The organism is Mesorhizobium sp. ESP7-2, assembly GCF_020164715.1.
Lineage (GTDB): Bacteria > Pseudomonadota > Alphaproteobacteria > Rhizobiales > Rhizobiaceae > Mesorhizobium.
Map to the genome: position 1 here is coordinate 67,770 of NZ_JAIUGQ010000007.1, position 18,814 is coordinate 86,583.

The following is an 18,814-nucleotide window of genomic DNA, read 5'->3' on the forward strand; positions in this document are numbered from 1 at the left end:
GCATTCAGATGCCGAAGGGAAACGTATCCGGTACCTTGCCGGTGCTGTCGGCCGACTTGCCGAGCGGCGTGACCGCTGACGTTCGATCGAACCAGACGAAGGCGTCGAACTGGCGGGAGACGGACGAGTCCATGTAATGGCTGAGCCGTTCGGTCTCCGGCCGGTAGATAACGCCGATATAGCGTTCCGGCCTCGGCGCCGCCAGATCGTCGCCGAGCTGACCATGGCGCCCAAAATCCAGCAGGAACGACGGTTTGCCGCTGTCGTGACACAGCCGCTCGAAGCTGTGCGGCAGCGAAGGATTCACGGCCTTCACCTCCATCTCACCGTCCCAATCCGAGGCACAGGCGACAGTACCGGTATCTGTTCCGAAACCGATCAGCGCCGTACGCGCACCGAAGCGTTCCCGGCAGAGCTGGCCGATGTTCAGCTCGTCGCGGACAGTACCCATGTCGGTATGCCGTGCGTCACCGATATGTGAGTTGTGCGCCCACACCACGGCCTTCGAATCCCGGCCATGCGTTTCGAGAAGCTGATCGAGCGTCTCGAACATGTGCCGATCGCGCAGGTTCCAGGTCTCGGCGCCGCCATAATACATCACGCGATAGTACCGCTCGGCCGATGCGACCAGCCGTGCACTCTGTTTTGCGTCGAGGAGATCGCCGTTGCCCTCGGCCATGGATCGCCTGAACAGATCCATGCACTGTCGCACCACCGCCTCTTCGCAGGTTCTGTAGCCCGGCCGCAGCGCCGCGCGTCCATAGGTGGTGGGCTCGTTCTGCCAGGGCATCAGACAGCCATAGCGCTCGCGCGCGACGGCGGCAGCTTCGGGGTCTACCCTGTCCAGATAGGCAAGCACCGTGGCGATCGAGCCGCTCATATTGTAGAGATCGAGTCCGTAGAAGCCTGCTTTCCGTGCATGATCGGGCACGTCCCGGTTGTACTCATGCAGCCAGCCGATGAATTCGGACACTTCGGTGTTGCGCCACATCCAGCTCGGGAAGCGCTGGAAGAGCGGCTGCGCATCCGACCGCCTTTCCTCCGCGTGAACATACCGGTTGATCTGCGCGGCGTCCGGCCAGTCCGCCTCGACGGCCACGATGGTGAACCCGTGTCGCTGGAGGAGGCGTCGCGTGACAGCCGCGCGGGCACGATAGAACTCCGAAGTGCCATGGCTGGCCTCCCCGAGCAGGACGACGCGCCGGTCGCCGAACCGGTCGAACATTGCGCCGAAGGCCGGATCGTCGATCGGCGGCAAATCTTCGGCCGCCCGCGCGATTTGCTGCGCCAATGTAGGAGGGGGTGCCTCGCGCGCCGACGGCGCGTTTTCGTCGTGCCCGCCATGCTCACCGATCAACGGCACGAACATGACGCCACCGAGATCCTCCTCCTCGAACTTGTTTGCCGCAATCCGCGTGAGGCGAACGAGCCGCTGCGAGTAAACGTCTTCACCGACCGGAATGATCAGCCTGCCGCCGATCTCCAACTGCTCCTGCAAGCCGAGGGGAATGGACGTGGCGGCGGCCGCGACGACGATAGCGTCGAAAGGTGCCTTTTCCTGCCAGCCTTTCGTGCCGTCGCCGACCCTGACCTCGATGTTTCGATAGCCGGCGGCATTGAGCCGCCGTTCCGCCTGTTGCGCGAGCGATCGATGCCGCTCGACGGTGAAGACGTGTTCGGCAAGTTCGGCCAGTACGGCTGCCGCGTAGCCCGAGCCGGTGCCGATTTCCAGCACGCGATCGGTCGCCTCGATCTCGGCCATCTCAGCCATTTTCGCCACGATGAAGGGTTGCGAGATCGTCTGTCCGCTGCCGATCGGCAGCGGACTGTCCTCATAGGCGAATTCCTCGAAACCCTCGTCGACGAATTGTTCCCGCGCGACCCGGCGCAGCGCATTCAGGACCCGCTTGTCATGCACACCGCGGCGCGCGATGTGCGCCTCCACCATCCGATGTCTGGCGTGCTCGAAATCCAGCATGACAGCCTCCAATCAGGCGTTTGATCGGGTCTACGTGACGTCGTGCCAGGCTCCTATTCGTTGGTGCGCCCGGTCTGCCGGGGATTGACGCCGCCTTGCGGCGTGGTGTCGTTATCGACATCTCCCTCAAAAGTGTTCTCGCCGTCCAGTTCCTCGTCCTCGTCGAGAAGATTGCCACCCTTGATCGTGCCCCTGGAGGCGCCAATTCCGGGATTCTGCTTCAAATCCTTGTCGGTGGGCTTGCGTGTCTTTGGATGAATGTTGCTGCTCATCGGAATGCCTCGCTGCAAGTAGCATGTGATGAGGTCGGTCTGCTGCACTGCCTTGAATTTGGATGGGCGGGTCGACCTGATCCTCCCACGCGGGAGCTTTTAGGAAGCCTCATGCGCGAACTCTTGAACGCGCAATAAGTTCCATGCGGGACAATCCGGCAGCAGCGAGGTTCGGCTGATTCGCCGGCAATAAGGGGAGGCCAGGAAAATGCCGGCGCGGTCCCTGGTCCCTATCGCGTGCCGGACCACGGCATCGCACGCTGCATCACTGAAACTAAAAGGCTGAGCCCTGTAGAACACAGGACCCAGCCGTCAAATCTGCCCTTGCCCAGACCGCCCAACTTTAGGGTTCAGTCTACCGCGGCGGGCTCTTGCCTAAGATGCGCCGGCTATTCCGCCGGCGAGGGTTTCTTGCGGAACAGCGCGACCAGATTGTCCCAGAGTTCGATCTTGGCGCCCTGGCGCTTCATAATCACGCCCTGCTGCAGGATCGACAGCGTGTTGTTCCAGGCCCAGTAGATGACGAGACCCGCCGGGAACCCGGCCATCATGAAGGTGAAGATGACAGGCATCCAGGTGAAGATCGCGGCCTGCGTCGGATCCGGCGGCGTCGGGTTCATGCGCATCTGCAGGAACATGGTGACGCCCATGATCAGAGGCCACACACCGATCATCAGCATGTGCGGCAGCGTGATCGGAACCAGCCCGAACAGATTGAAGATCGATGTCGGATCGGGCGCGGCCAGATCCTGGATCCAGCCGAAGAACGGCGCGTGGCGCATCTCGATGGTGATGTAGAGCACCTTGTAGAGCGAGAAGAAGACCGGAATCTGCAGCGCCACCGGCCAGCAGCCGGCGAGCGGATTGATCTTCTCGGTCTTATACAGCTCCATCATCGCCTGCTGCTGCTTCATCTTATCGTCCGCGTATTTCTCGCGGATCTCGAGCATCTTGGGCTGCACCTTCTTCATGTTCGCCATCGACGCGTAGGACTTGTTGGCGAGCGGGAAGAACAGCGCCTTGACGATGACGGTGGTGGCGAGGATCGCCAGGCCGAAATTGCCGAGGAATTTGTAGAGCGTGTCGATCAGCCAGAACATCGGCTTGGTGATGAAGTGGAACCAGCCCCAGTCGATCAGTAGGTCGAACCGCTTGATGTGGCGGTCTTCGGCATAGGCGTTGATCTTGGCGACTTCCTTGGCACCGGCGAAGATTTCGGTCTCGACGGTCGCCGACTGGCCGGCCGCGACATTGATCGGATCGGTCAGGAAGTCGGACTGGTACCGGTGGCGGCCGTCCTCGAAATAGGCATAGCGCGGCTGGAACGGCTGCTTCTCGGTCGGCACCAGCGTGACGGCCCAGTATTTGTCGGTGATGCCGAGCCAGCCGTCGGTCGACTTGCCGGGCTGATACTGCTTGTCCTTCTCGACCGACGCGTATTTGTGTTCCTGCAGGCCTTCCGTACCGGTGAAGCCGATCAGGCCTTCATGCAGCACATAGGTGCTGGCGACGGCCGGCTTGTCGTAGCGCGTGACGCGGCCATAGTTGAACAGCGAAACCGCGCTCGAGCCGGAATTCTGCACCGTGTCCGACACCGTGAACATGTAGTTGGTGTCGACGGAGAAGGTGCGCTTGAAGGTCAGGCCCTTGTCGTTGGTGTAGGTGAGCGTCACCGGCGTCGACGGAGTCAGCGTCGGATTGCCGTCCACGCTCCACACCGTTTCGGCACCCGGCACCGCGCCGGTCTTGTCGTTGCCGACAAAGCCGATCTCGGCGAAATAGCCCGTGGGCAGCGCTTGCGGGTTGAGCAGTTCGATCTCGGGCGAATTCTTGTCGACGGTCTCGGTGTAGTGCTTGAGCTTGAGGTCATCGAGCCGCGCGCCGGTCAAATTGATCGAGCCTTCGAGGCTCGGCGTGTCGATCTTGACGCGCTTGGATGCCGCCAGAGCCTGATCACGGCTGGCGGCGGTGACGACGTCACCGCCGGGGGCGTTGGGAATGGCGCCCGGGGCGGTTGTGCCTGGGGCCGGCGTCGATGCGCCCGGATTGGCCGCCTCGGCCGCCTTCTTCTGTTCCTCGATGCGCTGCTGCTCGACCTTGGCGGCCTCGCGCTGGGCCTCGCTGTGCGGCAGCACGTAGAAGTACTGCCATACCGCCAGGATCAGCACCGACAGCGCGATGGTGATGAAGAAGTTCCGGTTGTTTTCCATCGAGAGCCCTTGGCCTATCGTGTTCCGCGAAGTCGGCGGGAGAGTTCGGCCTTCAACTGGCCGAAAGGGGCGCGCAGCGCATCATCGCGCCCGACGATGACATAATCATTGCCGGGCACCATGTCATCTGCCGCATGGACGCGGACGGCCTCTTTCAGTCGCCGCCTGACGCGGTTGCGCACAACGGCGTTGCCGACCTTCTTGGTGACGGTGTAGCCGACGCGCGGCCCCCCGCCATCGCCGCGGTCGAGGACCTCGACGAGGAAAAACCGTCCGCGTCGCTTTTCACCACGACGGACGGCCAGGAATTCCGCGCGTTTCAGAAGCCGCTTGGGATTTTGCCCCACTGGCTTGCCGGTTGCGGGCAACGATCTCGTCTCGCTTAGGCGCTGAGCCGCTTGCGGCCGCGGTTGCGGCGAGCTGCGACGACGCCACGGCCACCCTTGGTGGCCATGCGGGCACGGAAGCCGTGCCGGCGTTTGCGGACGAGTTTGGACGGTTGGTAGGTACGCTTCATTTGTTTTAATACCGCGGGGTGCGGCCCTTCTTGATTCTGTCACTCTGTAACAGGAGCTTTGCCGGGCCGGTTTTGGCGCGATCGAAACCGCGCCGGGACGAATGGCCCGAGCGTGAGCGGGCTTATAGAAAGAAGGGTTTTGGAAGTCAATCCGGCGTCGGCGCGCCAAAGACGCACCTTTTTGGAGCATCTATTTTTCCGACCAAGGGAGAAATTGGCAAAAAAGCCGTAATCGCCTAATCTTGGCTGATCAAGTGATTGTGAAGATCGAGTCGCATGAGCGAAGCCAGCCAAGCAGGGGAAGGGACCGGAACGGCGTCAGCCGCTGTCCGCACTGTACCCCTGTCGCGCGGTTTGTCGACGAAGCTGCTGCTGCTCACCATCGTTTTCGTGCTGCTGGCCGAAGTGCTGATCTTCCTGCCCTGGATCGCCAGCTATAGGCTGAGCTGGCTCAAGGAGAGGCTGAGCACGGCAGCTGCCGTTTCGATCGTGCTGGTGCAGGGCGATTCGACCTCGCTGTCGCGAACGGCCCAGAATGATGTGCTGATGGCCATCGGCGCCAAGGCGATCGCGGTGCGCGACGGCGGCGTCTCGCGGCTTCTGGTGGTGGCCGACATGCCGCCGCAGGTCGACGAACACATCGATCTCGCCAGCGTCGGCATGGTCAAGGGCATGACCGGGGCGCTGGACACGCTGTTCTTCGGCGGCGACAGGATGCTGCGCGTTTTCGGACCGGTCGGCGACAGCGACAAGGAGTTCGAGCTGATCATGCCGGACTACTCCCTGCGCAAGGCCATGCTCATCTACTCGCGCAACGTCGCCTTCGTCTCGCTCCTGATCTCGCTGTTCACGGCCATGCTGGTCTATGCCGCCATCGATCTGATCATGATCGGCCCGATCCGTACCATGACGCGCTCGATGCTGTCCTTTTCCGAGGCTCCCGACGACCCCGGGCGGATCATTCGCCCCGCCGACCGCGCCGACGAGATCGGCGTGGCCGAGCGCGAACTGTCGCAGATGCAGGAGCGGCTGCAAAAGATGCTGGCCGAGCAGAAGCATCTTGCCGACCTCGGGCTCGCCGTGTCGAAGATCAACCACGACATGCGCAACATCCTGGCCTCGGCCCAGCTGATGTCGGACCGCCTGCGCCAGGTCAAGGATCCGACCGTGCAGGCCTTCGCGCCAAAACTGTTGCGCGCGCTCGACCGCGCCGTCTCCTATTCGGAGGGCGTGCTTCATTACGGCCGCACGCAGGAGCCACCGCCTTCGCGCCGCAGGGTGAGGCTGCGCCAACTGGTCGAGGACGTGCACGGCCTGCTCGACATCGAGCAGGACATCGAGTTCATAAACGCCGTCGATATGGCTTTCGAGGTGGACGCCGATTCCGACCAGCTCTTCCGCGTGCTCACCAATCTTTGCCGCAACTCGGTGCAGGCGATGGCGGCCGATACCGAAAGCGCCGTGGTGCGGCGGCTGGCGGTGTCGGCCGAGCGCATGGGCAGTGTCAGCCGCATCGCCGTCACCGACACCGGCCCCGGTCTGCCGCCGAAGGCGCGCGAAAACCTGTTCGCGGCCTTCCGCGGCTCGGCGCGCAGCGGCGGCACCGGCCTTGGCCTGGCCATCGCGCACGAACTGATCCGGGCGCATGGCGGCACGGTGGAATTGATCGAGTCGATTGGCGGGCGCACGACATTCGCCGTCATCATCCCCGACCAGCCGGTGCGGCTCGACCAGGCCCGTGGCAGCCTGCGCCGCCCGGCCTGACGGCTTCCGCACCCGTTTCCAGAGGTTACTTGCCTTCCAGACCCATCGCTCGTCGCTGGCCGTTCCCGATCATCCGCCGTCTGGATTTAGGCGGGCCTTACAGCGGCTCGAAGGACCGGGATCGGCGCCGGCATCGCCGCATGACAGGCTCGCGACAAAACTTTTGCCGGATCGGCTTGCTTTTCGCAAATTCAGTCGTTAGGGAACTGCACACATTCGCGGCCGGTCTTTCGGACCGGATCGCGGGGCCGTCGAAAACATGGCCTGATGCGCGCCCGTAGCTCAGCTGGATAGAGCACCAGACTACGAATCTGGGGGTCAGGAGTTCGAATCTCTTCGGGCGCGCCATTAACTTTATGAAATTCCAAGGCTTTTTAGCTGCTCGGCTTGACCTTGCTTCCGACGCGAGCATTGCTGGAAGCCATATGGAAGCGCTGAGAGCCTAAGGCTTGTCGGCAAGCGCGCTCGGATCAGGCATTTACAAAGAGCCTTTGCAGCGCCCGAGTAGGCTCGCGATCCTTAAGGCCGACGCGCTTGAAGTTTGCCGCACGAAGCGTGCTTGGGGGTACCCCCCCACCCCTATTGGACCGGGGGGGCGGGGGTAGGGCGACGGGGTTCAGGTGCCCCTTCAATATATAAGGACTAAAACTCGTCGCGCTCCAGTGCGACAAGAATGGTATCTGCGCGGCAAATAGGTAAGTTCGGACCGAGTCTAAATCATCTGCGATACGCAGGCGAATCGAGACCATTCGTCAAGTCGGGGACGAGCCTTACAGAACGAGCGGAGCCAGGGATGAATCCAGTCGAGATCGAAGAAGCTGTTTCCGAGCTGGCGGCAGCGCCATTCGACGCGGATGAATTTCCGTTCGCCTTCCTGACCGCGTTCGGTAACAAGGAAACGACGATCAAGAAGCTGCGGGCGGGCGCGTCGAACAAGTCCGACCTTGCTGGCGGCGTGCTTCAGACCAGCAATATCCATATCATCGTGGCCGCTCCTGGCGAAGTCACGGCGACGCTTGGCCTGCTGAAAAACAGCCCGGCGACTGCCAGGGCTAAGGCGAAATTCGTGCTGGCGACGGATGGCGATACTTTCGAGGCTGAGGACCTGACGAACGGCGAAACGGTCGCCTGCGCTTATGCCGACTTCCCGAACCATTTCGGCTTCTTTCTCCAGCTTGCCGGCATCACGACCGTCAAGCAGATTCGAGAAAGCTCCTTCGACATCCGGGCCACCGGCCGTCTGAACCGGCTGTATCGAACTCTGCTGGAAGAAAACGCCGATTGGGATGCTGCCGAACGCCGCCCGGAAATGAACCATTTCATGGCACGGCTGATCTTCTGCTTTTTTGCCGAGGACACCGACATTTTCAACGGCACAGGCCTGTTCACCGACACCGTCGAGCAGATGAGCGCACGCGACTCCTCAAACACCCACGAAGTCATCAGTACGCTGTTTCGGGCGATGAACACCAAGACCGCCGACCGGACGCGCGAGGCGTTGCCACGATGGGCCGACGCCTTTCCATATGTGAACGGTGAGCTGTTCTCCGGCAATGTCGACGTGCCGCGTTTTAGCAAGATCGCCCGTTCCTATCTCATTCATATCGGCAATCTCGACTGGACGAAGATCAACCCGGACATTTTCGGATCGATGATTCAGGCCGTCGCCGACGATGAGGAGCGCGGCGCGCTCGGCATGCACTACACGTCCGTGCCGAACATTCTGAAAGTCCTCAATCCCCTCTTCCTCGACGATCTGCGCGCACGACTTGAGGAAGCGGGCGACAACGCCCGCATGCTGCTCAATCTGCGCAAGCGCATAGCCAAGATCAGGGTGTTCGATCCGGCTTGCGGTTCGGGAAATTTTCTTGTCATCGCTTATAAGGAAATGCGGGCCATCGAAGCCAAGATCAATCAACGGCGTGGCGAACCAGACCGGCGAACGGAAATTCCGCTGACAAATTTTCGTGGCATTGAGTTGCGCGATTTTCCGGCCGAGGTTGCACGTCTAGCGCTGATCATCGCTGAGTATCAGTGCGACGTGCTGTATCGAGGGCAGCGGGAAGCCTTGGCCGAGTTTCTGCCGCTCGATGCACAAAACTGGATTACGTGCGGCAATGCGTTGCGGCTAGATTGGCTAAGCATCTGCCCGCCAACGGCGACGGGTGTCAAACACCATGCCGATGATCTGTTTCACACGCCGCTGGATCAGGCGCAGATCGATTTTGAGAACGAAGGCGGTGAGACATACGTCTGTGGGAATCCCCCTTACAAGGGGGCAACAGAACAGAATGCTGCCCAGAAGGATGACATGGAGGCTGTCTTTGGCTCAACTTTCCCTACGTGGAGGTCTTTCGACTACATCTTAGGCTTTTTTCAAAAAGCTCGATCGTTCTTGAACTACTGCGATGCTTCCGCTGCATTTGTCTCTACGAATTCAATTTGCCAAGGCGAACAAGTCTACCGCTTCTGGCCGCAATGTATATCCGATGGAATCCGCATTTCTTTTGCAGTCATATCTTTCCGATGGTCAAATCTAGCGAGCAAAAAAGCAGGCGTGTCTGTGTGCGTTGTTGGTTTGTCTCGAAATCCAAAGGCTATCCGGTATATCGACGGCGAAGGACTCGTCATCAGGAACGTTGATAACATAAACGCTTACCTTGTTCCGCACGAAGATATCTACGTAAAAAGTGAAACTAATCCTAAAAACGGCATGGCGCCGGTCATAAATGGCAATAAACCCGCTGATGGCGGCGGTCTAATTTTCGATAGCAGCGTCGCGGCGACTCTGAAGGCAGCAGCGCCAAATCATGCAAATGTAATTCGCCCTTTTTTCGGAGCGCATGATGCAATCCATGGGACCGGGCGGTACTGTATTTGGTCGACCAAGGATGATTATATTCTACTAAAGGGAATAAAAGCATTTCAGGATCGGTTTTCTATGGTTGTAGAAATGCGGAATAAAAGCGACAAACAACTAACCAAGGCTGGGGCGGATAGGCCGTACGAGTTCCAGCAGATTAGACAAACTGGGAATGAGATCGTATTTCAGGTTCCGATGCACTCGTCTGAGAGCAGGGAATACTATCCTGTCATACCTTTACCGAAAGGAGCTATCGTTGGAAACGGCGCGTTTTCATTTTATGATCCGCCACTCTGGAATGTGGCAGTGTTTGTTTCGCGCCTTTCGCTTGTGTGGATCAGCGCTGTTTGCGGAAAGATTAGGACGGACTTTCGGTTTTCCAATACGCTTGGTTGGAATACATTTCCCGTCCCACCCCTAACCAATAAGAACAAGGATGACCTGACCCGCTGCGCTGGAGATATCCTGCTGGCACGTGAGGCAGAGTTCCCGGAGAACACCGCTGACCTCTATGATGCTTCGAGGATGCCCTCCGATTTGCGCGCCGCGCATGAGCGCAACGACGAGGTTTTGGAGCGCATCTACATCGGCCGCCGGTTCCGCAACGACACGGAGAGGCTGGAAAAGCTGTTCGAGCTTTACACCAAAATGACCAACTCGCCGGGGGTGGCGAAGAAAAGACGGCCGGAGGCACAGGCATGAGCGCACGCTACACACCGGGGGGAGACGCCAAGATCATCGCCGAAGTCGCCAATAGGAGGTTTGGCGGATTCGTGGGTATGTTCGAGCATCATGGCTGGCCTGAGCGCGGTTCCGACATGATGCGCAAAGTGCAGACGCGGGTTGCGGAAGCTTATGGCAGCGTGAAGGCCTTCGAACAGCACTTTGCTGAGGAGTCGGATCAATGACCCCTGACAATCAAGTTCCATCCGTTTCCGTATCCTATGCCAGCAACGGCAACTCGACCAAGGCCAATGCGCTTGGCATGCGGCCAATGCAGGAGCGCGTCTATGAGCGGCGCGGCGAGCCGTATCTTCTCATCAAGTCGCCGCCCGCCTCGGGCAAGAGCCGGGCGCTCATGTTCGTCGCGCTCGACAAGCTCCACAATCAAGGAGTCAAGCAGGCCATCATCGTCGTTCCGGAAAAATCCATCGGCGCGAGCTTCAACGACGAGCCGCTGACCAAGTATGGTTTCTGGGCTGACTGGACCGTCCAGCCGAAATGGAACCTCTGCAACGCGCCCGGCGAGGACGGCGGCAAGGTCAATTCTGTCGGTGCTTTCCTCGACAGCGCCGACAAGGTGCTGGTCTGCACCCATGCGACCTTCCGCTTTGCTGTGGAGAGGTTCGGCATAGAGAGATTCGACGACCGGCTGATTGCCGTTGACGAATTCCACCACGTCTCGGCTGATCCCGACAGCAAGCTCGGCCAGCATCTCGGTCAGATCATTGCCCGCGAGAGCGCGCATATCGTAGCCATGACCGGTTCCTATTTTCGGGGCGATGCCGTGCCGGTGCTCAGCCCCCAGGATGAGGCGAAGTTCGACACCGTCACCTACACCTACTATGAGCAGCTCAACGGCTATCAATATCTGAAGCAGCTCGACATCGGATATTTCTTCTATTCCGGGCCGTATGCCGACGACATCCTGAAGGTGTTGGAGCCTGCCGAGAAAACTATCGTCCATATTCCGAGCGTCAATTCGCGCGAAAGCACAAAGGACAAGATCAGGGAAGTTGAGCACATCATCGAGGAATTAGGAGAGTGGCAGGGGATCGACCCGGCCACCGGATTCCAATTGGTTAAGGTGCCGGACGGCCGCATTCTCAGGATTGCTGATCTGGTCGATGATGACGCATCAAGACGCGACCGCGTTTCGGCTGCGCTGAAAGACCCGGCCCAGAAAAACAACCGCGACCACGTCGATATCATCATCGCGCTTGGGATGGCGAAAGAAGGGTTCGACTGGATTTGGTGCGAACACGCGCTGACGGTCGGCTATCGGTCCAGCCTCACCGAGATCGTGCAGATTATCGGTCGCGCGACTCGCGATGCCCCGGGCAAGACCCGTGCCCGTTTCACCAACCTTATCGCCGAGCCTGATGCTTCAGAAGAGTCTGTAACCGAAGCCGTGAACGACACGTTGAAAGCCATCGCCGCCAGCCTGCTAATGGAACAAGTGCTAGCTCCTCGCTTTAACTTCACCCCGAAGAATCCGAATAGCGGACCGGTCGAAGGCTTCAACTATGGCGAGGGCGGTTACGACCCCAAAAAGACCAATGTCGGTTTTAATGAGGAAACGGGCCAATTCCAGATCGAGATCAAGGGCCTTGCCGAGCCCAAGAGCAAGGAAGCCGCGCGCATCTGCACCGAGGACTTGAACGAGGTGATCGCCGCCTTCGTTCAGGACAAGACGACCATTGAGCGCGGAATCTTTGACGAGGAACTGATCCCCGAGGAACTTACACAGGTTCGTCTCGGAAAAATCATCAAGGACAAGTATCCCGAACTCGACGAGGAGGATCAGGAGGCGGTGCGTCAGCACGCCATCGCAGCCCTTACGCTGACGCAACAGGCCAAGCAGATTGCGCTTGGCGGCGGGGGAGCCGGCGACGGCGAGCAGAGCGGCAATACGGCGTTGATCGACGGCGTCCGCAAATTCGCAATGGACGTGCGTGAACTCGACATCGACCTCATCGACCGGATCAATCCGTTTGGCGAAGCCTACGCCATCCTCGCCAAGACCATGAGCGAGGATAGCCTGAAACAGGTGGCGGCGGCGATTGCCGCCAAACGCACGAGCCTGACGCCCGATGAAGCCAAGGACTTGGCCGTGCGGGCCGTCAGATTTAAGAAAGAGCGGGGTCGTCTGCCGTCGATCAGCTCGACGGACGCCTGGGAGAAGCGGATGGCCGAAGGTGCGGCCGCCTTTGTCCGCTTCAAGGACGAGGGCCGCTATGAGTGACCTTGACCTCGACGAACTGCGTTCCGAACTCGACGACTACGCGCAGCCGGAGAAGACGGGCGGGCGCTCCGCGCGCGAGGAACGCATCATCGCCGGATTCGAGGAAATCCAGCGGTTCGTCGAACAGCACGGCCGTCCACCGCTCCACGGCGAAGACCGCGACATTTTCGAGCGACTCTATGCCGTGCGCCTCGACCGGTTGCGGGCGCTTGAGGAGTGCCGCTCGCTGCTCGCACCGCTCGACCGTCAGGGGCTTCTGACAGGAGCGGAGGTTGTCTCCGCCACGTCCGTCGATGCGATGGACGTAGACGAGTTGCTTGCCGAGTTGAACGGCGCGGCAGGCGCGGCCGACATCACCGAGCTTCGGCATGTCCGCACCAGCGCCGACAAGCGCGCGGCCGAGGAAATCGCCAATCGTACGAAGTGCGAGGATTTCGACCGCTTCAAGCCGCTGCTCGCTCAAGTGAAAAACGACCTCGACTCCGGTAAACGCCAGACGCGACCGTTCCAGACCATGGCCGAGATCAAGAAGGGCGAGTTCTTCATCGTCGGTGGCCAGATCGCCTATGTCGCGGAAGTGGGCGAGGAGTTCACGACCGAATACGACCGGCGCGACAGCCGGTTGCGTGTCATCTACGATAATGGGACGGAAAGCGATGTGCTGTTGCGCTCACTCCAGCGCGCACTTCACCGGGACGATGTGGGGCGGCGGATCACCGACCCCGTTGCGGGACCGCTCTTTGCCGGCGAGGCCGCCGATGGAGATCTCGAAAGCGGGACCATCTATGTCCTGCGGAGCAAATCCGATCACCCAGGGATCGCGCCGCATAGGGAACTCATTCACAAGATCGGTGTCACCGGCGGAAAGGTCGAGACGCGGATTGCTCACGCCGCGCTGGACGCAACCTATCTGCTCGCGGACGTCGACGTCGTAGCCACTTACAAGCTTTTCAACATCAACCGGACCAGGCTGGAAAACCTGCTGCATCGGGTATTCGCGCCCGCCCGGCTCGACCTTACGATTGAAGATCGTTTCGGCAATCCGGTGAAGCCGAGGGAATGGTATCTCGTTCCGTTGGCTGCAATCGACGAGGCAGTGGAGAGGATTCGCGACCAGTCTATCACGCAGTATGAATATGATCCCCGGGCGGCCGAATTGAAAAGATCGATACAGAGCTAAGGGGTCGTACCTGATGAGCGAATTTCCTGGCATGAAACAAAGTTACCCCGCGAGGTAATGGGATGTCATGGTAAAGCGAGGCTAATAGGGAGCCTCCTCCACGGTGTCTTTTCGGGACGCGCACTCATCGCCATGGGACGGCCATTGCAACCGTGCAGTGCCGTCGCTGGTGATGGCGAATGGCGACCTCAAAGTAATTAGCAGCGCACCTGAATTCCAGGATGATCAGATGAAAACATATACGCTAGAGGTGAGAGTTGATCCTCGCAGCCCGGAACAAGAGCTAGCCCTCATTGAGGCTATGAGACACATGGCTAAGCAATTCGAAACGGTCTCGTTAGCGTTCGATCCTCAACCACGTATCGCCCTGTACATTTCGGACATGTTCGCCGGCGTTGAGGAAGTCGATCTCACTGACGAAGGGTCATCGACCAAATCGTGGCCGGATCGAAAACTGGCTCCGCCGACCGATGATCTGACTCGGCGTCTTGAGGAGATTCGTTCTAGGTATGGAAATATGATGCCTTACGAGGCATACCTGCGAGATATGGAAAGCATTCCCTTTACGTCCGATGACCGAATCCACTTCAATCGTGAGCTTGAAGAACTTTGTTGTACCATCTCTGGGTTCGCGACGCGCGCTGACGGATCGGATATCTCTGTTGCCGTTGCGCTCGCTAGTGGCTCGGAACAACCGATTGCACTGGGCAATCTTGCCGCAAAGAGCGACGTAGAAATGGTCCTAAGTGAAATATCGCCTGGATACTCCATTGAACCGAACGACCAACTGTTGCGGTATTCTACTAAAGGAGCCGATTGGCCCGGTTTTGGGATGGAGAGCGGGTATGCGGTAGTCCGGGGCGATGTAGTTGTGAAATTGATACCCAGGTGGATAACATAGTCCTATGGGCCGCAGTGTAAACGCAGGGTGGCTAGGGAGCATCACCCACGGTATCATTTCAGGGGCGCAACTCATTGCCCCGGACCGCAATTGTAACCGTGCAGGTGCCGTCGCTGGGTGCCGCTGCCCAGGTTAAGCTTACAGGAACGAACTACTAGGTTCCGAACCGCATTCACTGTATGACGAGAAAATGGTCCGCAAATTCTCAATATACCTCTCGCTGTAAAGCCGGTCTTCGAACCTCTGAATCACCAGCCCGCAGTACGGGTGCAGATTTACCACTGCGCGGATGACAGCCAAGAAAACGGGCTTTCGGTGACCCGAACAAGGAGCATGACTGGATGACTTGGATGAAGCTCGTACTAGCAAGCTCGATAATTTGTTTGCCGATTGTATCGGCACATGCCGACAGTGCTGTCATTGAAACTGTGGCGAACATGTACCTGTACAACGATATATGCAGCCTTACAGAAGCGGAAAGTGCCAATACTAAAATAATTGCCGGGGTCATGCTGAAGCAAGGGCGCGCTACTTCCGCCGACTTCAAGAGGGATATGACCATCGCAGTATCCAAAACCGAAGCACTTGAAAAATCCCTTCTTGCCGACAACACCAAACGGGCCTTGTTCTGTAAGGTCATGAGGGAGACGGCCACATCCGTCGACAAGTATATGATGGATGCAGTCCAATGAAGGAAGGCTTGGACGCCTGTTATTTCAGCCGCCCGTCCGCTCCTTGTAGACAAATGGCAAGGCATACGAGACCCACTTCAACGAATCCTGGCGTAACCACGCACGCGCCCTACCGAGCCTGTGGCTGTTACGTGGCGAGCACGGACCCAAGTCCAGCCTAAACCACACATTATCGTCTTTATCCGTTTGCCGGCCTCAGGCGTGCGTTGTACGGGCTTCAAGTTCAAATGGTCGAACACGGCTTCCGTTGAGACACGCTCGACACCGTCGCTCCCTTTTCGTCCTCGGAGAACGGCAAGCCGCTCTTGCCACGGGTCGCTATTGCGGGCTTGCAGCTCATTACGAATGATCCGCAATTGTGCAAGAAACGGGCGGTGTTCCAGTGGAGAGGTTGGAGCGGCCGTCGTCCTGGCTTGACGAATTTTCATACCTGCAAGGTCCAATGGTCAAATCATCTGATCTATAGGAATATAAACTTCTAAAGCCGTCCAGATTCGGACACTGGACGCCATGCGGTGCATCGATGGTTGAGGCCCGGCAGCGGCCTAGGTGGGTACTCGGAAACCAAGGAAGGCGCTTGTTCGAGTAAGCGCCAATGGTGGACCGCTAGGAACCCAGCTGCGTATTCAGCGAATGAAGGGTGCGACATGTCAAATTCATTGGCTTCCAGCGACGCGGAAAAGAAGGCCAACAGCATATTTCGCGGCAAACGGGAATCCATAAGGACTGCGCGCTCGATCGAATTCATTGGCAGTCGCCGGCCGGATGGACCAGTTCCGAAGTGGACAACGGCGCGCACCGCAGAGACAGACAGCGCCACTTGTTCGAAGAAGTCGTCCTCCGTGGTGAAGTGCCCACCGATGAACGGATTTGGGATCAGCCTGCCTACGGCGCTTTCAACGGCCTCTTGCAATCGACGCCAAACAAACCTGTAGCAAGCGGCATCCATAGTTTCACCTGTCCTAACCATCGGTGTTCCTTCCTTTCAGGATTGGCGTTCGCAACTCATCGCCACCACCACACCCCCCCACACCCCCCCGTAATTGGTGGTGGCGCTGGCGCGCCTCACCACCACCTCAAGCCACTTGATCGCCAATTGGCGGAAATGGCTTTTCATGGCTTTCCACTCTGCTTCCGGTTCGGCGCAATCTGGCTACTCCGATTTGCTGTTGGCGCGGCCGACGTCGGCGGAGTGGAACCTGTGACAGTTGATGCGACCGGTCCGACAACGATGTAAGCCTGTCGTGTATAACCTCCCCGCCCGGTGCGATTGACCTGGACGGGTCCGATCTGAATACGACCCACTCGGTGAAGATAATCGAGAATGGCCTTTGCCTCGATGTCGCTTGCGATGCCGTTGCGCTGTGGAGCAAGGGCTCTAGCTATCACCGGAACGGCATAGTCGCCGGACTTCGGCGATGGAGATAGTGGCGTGGGCGCTGTGCCAACCGCCACCAAGGCGGCGTCAATCATGGCCTGCGGAAACGGCGTGGCAGTCAGAGAGGGCTTAAACACCTCTACAACGCCAACCTTGTCACCGTGAGGATAGATTGGCGGTTGCGCATTCGGTACCTCGACCGAAACAAGACGGAACCACCGTTCATCGGCAGCGGCCGGAGATAGGTTCTGCTTCGTGCCCGTGACCCTGAAGATGGACGCAACATCCCACGGTGCGACACCGATTTTTGTTGCGTCGTCATTCCTCAATGGTTCAATGGCAAGGCTGATGCGCGCCAGATTCACAATGCTCGCCGCGCCCATTGCGGCGTCGGCGTTGCCCAATTCCCGATTTTTCGACGTGTGATGGGCAATGATGACGGCGAGCTTGTGACGTGAAGCGAGCGCGACCAACTCGCGCATTAGCAGGGCTGCGGCGGCGTTGTCATTCAATGTCGCACCCCCCACGACAGCTACGAGCGGATCAAGAATCAGGACGTCGGGCTTTTGAAGCGAGACCAAAGCGCGAAGCTCCTGCCAACCCGGCGGGTTCAGTGCAGGAGTTCCACGCTCCACCTTGATCAAGGTGAGAGACAGCCTGTCCGCCCCTGCGACATATAACCCGCCAACATCGGTGTCGGTCAGTTGGTGGTGCGCCATTGCTGCGCGCACGCGCAGAGCGATTTCGTCGGTCGCGTCCTCTGCATTGATGTGAAGAACACGAAGCTTCCCGCCGAACACGTGACTGTCTAGAAGGGGGCGTCCTGACGCACAAGCCAGAGCAAGCGAGGTGAGAAACGAAGACTTGCCCTTGCCGCCTGGAGCAACGATCAGGGAAACGGCCCCGCGAACCAAATCTATCCCGTGAAGCCACTGGCGTTTGGGTGGAATGGCTGGCAGCGAGGCAACGGGCAAGGCTCCGACAGGTATCTCGTCGGTGGGTTTCTGTTCAGGTGGAGACGGATCGAGCAGGCTTGAGATTTCCACGCCTGCCGAACGAGCCAAATGAAAGAGCGTGCCGACCGTTGTTCCTCCTGCCCTGTTCGCCCTGTAAGAGTCCCACGCTGAATCGAAATCCGCCTCGGAAGTCCAGCCGGCACCCCGTCTGGACCATTCCAAGGCCAAGCTGCGAACATTCGGACAGCCACGTTGGCCAGCATCCGCGACCGCAAACAGGACCGCGAGCCATTGGTTGCGCGGGTCTGATGTGCTGTTGTCTAGAGCCGTCAGGCACTCCGCCACCACACTACGCTGATGATCGGGAGCAAGATCATCGAAAGGATGGTGGATTGAAATCCCGGCAGCGAGGTCGGATTGGCCAGTTACCTCTGAGGTATTGAATGAACGCGGCGGGAACAAATCCTTCACGGACTGGCTTTCGACAGGGAGTCCGACAATTGCGCGGGAAGCACTGAGCACCTTTGCGATCTGTTCCTCAGTCATCGACGGGAGATTGGCGACGGGAACCGTTGCTGGCGACCTGCCCGCGAGCCAGAACAATTCGCCGCCGGTTTCATGAACGCCATGCGCGACCAGTTGCTGGCCTTTGCCAAGCACCTCGATTTTTCCATGCCTTCCGCCAACTACGAGCTTGCACGGCTTGCCCTCGGCAGCTCGAAACACCAACGCTAGGCGGGGTGATCCCGGACGACGACGGATGAGCCCGCCAGTGGGTAGGATGGGCGTCACAGCCTTCAGAAAGTCCTGCACCTTAGTTGGTTCGTCAACATCGACATCGATAACTCGGAGACCCGATGTACAAATGCCGGTGTTTGCAGCCGCCGCACTCACGGGTAGCAGTTGGCCAAGCAGTTCTCCTTGAAGCCAATTCTCGGCAACCGGCCTCTTACCCCTCGATTTAACTCTCAGGAGAGCGTAACCATTCGAGAAGGCTGCCCGACGAAAGTCTTCGGCACTGAGGTTTTGTCCCCTCGTCGGGCGCTCTACGGTAGGGCTATTCAGACCTGCGGCCGAGCCATGCAATCGAGAGCCCGCTTCAGCAGCAGCGCCCACTTTCCCGTTCCCCGGACACATG

Annotated in this window: 13 protein-coding genes and 1 tRNA gene; 8 read left to right on the plus strand and 6 right to left on the minus strand. The window is 59.2% G+C overall.

Annotation, left to right across the window (positions count from 1 at the left end; translation table 11 throughout):
• Positions 1-4: 4 nt before the first annotated feature.
• From LB543_RS09480 to rpmH, 5 genes are all read right to left on the minus strand, one after another.
• Positions 5-1,978, minus strand: a complete 1,974-nt coding sequence (locus LB543_RS09480) for a protein-L-isoaspartate(D-aspartate) O-methyltransferase (RefSeq protein WP_224613832.1) — start codon at positions 1,976-1,978, stop codon at positions 5-7.
• 53 nt (positions 1,979-2,031) lie between these two features.
• On the minus strand, positions 2,032-2,250 hold the full coding sequence (locus LB543_RS09485) for a hypothetical protein (protein ID WP_140811039.1): 219 nt from the start codon (positions 2,248-2,250) through the stop codon (positions 2,032-2,034).
• Positions 2,251-2,639: 389 nt separating this feature from the next.
• Positions 2,640-4,460 (minus strand): membrane protein insertase YidC, encoded by a 1,821-nt coding sequence (gene yidC, locus LB543_RS09490; protein ID WP_224613833.1) that lies wholly within the window; start codon positions 4,458-4,460, stop codon positions 2,640-2,642.
• A gap of 14 nt (positions 4,461-4,474) precedes the next feature.
• Complete coding sequence (gene rnpA, locus LB543_RS09495) at positions 4,475-4,828, minus strand: ribonuclease P protein component (protein WP_224613834.1); 354 nt, start codon at positions 4,826-4,828, stop codon at positions 4,475-4,477.
• A gap of 14 nt (positions 4,829-4,842) precedes the next feature.
• Positions 4,843-4,977, minus strand: a complete 135-nt coding sequence (gene rpmH, locus LB543_RS09500; RefSeq protein ID WP_008833937.1) for a 50S ribosomal protein L34 — start codon at positions 4,975-4,977, stop codon at positions 4,843-4,845.
• A gap of 276 nt (positions 4,978-5,253) precedes the next feature.
• Between rpmH and LB543_RS09505 the strand changes: the two genes are divergently transcribed.
• From LB543_RS09505 to LB543_RS09540, 8 genes are all read left to right on the plus strand, one after another.
• A complete protein-coding gene (locus tag LB543_RS09505) occupies positions 5,254-6,741 on the plus strand; it encodes an ATP-binding protein (protein WP_224613835.1) in 1,488 nt (495 codons plus the stop codon).
• A gap of 271 nt (positions 6,742-7,012) precedes the next feature.
• Positions 7,013-7,089, plus strand: a tRNA-Arg gene (locus LB543_RS09510).
• Between the two features lie 445 nt (positions 7,090-7,534).
• The gene (locus tag LB543_RS09515) at positions 7,535-10,306 is read left to right on the plus strand and encodes a class I SAM-dependent DNA methyltransferase (protein WP_224613836.1); all 2,772 of its coding nucleotides are present in this window, start codon (positions 7,535-7,537) and stop codon (positions 10,304-10,306) included.
• Positions 10,303-10,512: a hypothetical protein gene (locus tag LB543_RS09520; protein WP_224613837.1), complete on the plus strand. Its 210-nt coding sequence runs from the start codon at positions 10,303-10,305 to the stop codon at positions 10,510-10,512. Before LB543_RS09515 ends, LB543_RS09520 begins: the two co-directional genes overlap by 4 nt.
• The gene (locus LB543_RS09525; protein WP_224613838.1) at positions 10,509-12,569 is read left to right on the plus strand and encodes a pseudomurein-binding repeat-containing protein; all 2,061 of its coding nucleotides are present in this window, start codon (positions 10,509-10,511) and stop codon (positions 12,567-12,569) included. The genes LB543_RS09520 and LB543_RS09525 overlap by 4 nt, the downstream gene beginning before the upstream one ends.
• Positions 12,562-13,749 carry a GIY-YIG nuclease family protein gene (locus LB543_RS09530; protein ID WP_224613839.1) on the plus strand — a complete coding sequence of 396 codons (1,188 nt, stop codon included), beginning with the start codon at positions 12,562-12,564 and terminating at the stop codon, positions 13,747-13,749. Before LB543_RS09525 ends, LB543_RS09530 begins: the two co-directional genes overlap by 8 nt.
• A gap of 229 nt (positions 13,750-13,978) precedes the next feature.
• The gene (locus LB543_RS09535; RefSeq protein ID WP_224613840.1) at positions 13,979-14,650 is read left to right on the plus strand and encodes a hypothetical protein; all 672 of its coding nucleotides are present in this window, start codon (positions 13,979-13,981) and stop codon (positions 14,648-14,650) included.
• Between the two features lie 350 nt (positions 14,651-15,000).
• A complete protein-coding gene (locus LB543_RS09540; protein ID WP_224613841.1) occupies positions 15,001-15,342 on the plus strand; it encodes a hypothetical protein in 342 nt (113 codons plus the stop codon).
• A gap of 1,113 nt (positions 15,343-16,455) precedes the next feature.
• Here the strand turns inward: LB543_RS09540 and LB543_RS09545 are convergent.
• Positions 16,456-18,813 (minus strand): AAA family ATPase, encoded by a 2,358-nt coding sequence (locus LB543_RS09545; protein ID WP_224613842.1) that lies wholly within the window; start codon positions 18,811-18,813, stop codon positions 16,456-16,458.
• Position 18,814 lies beyond the last annotated feature (1 nt).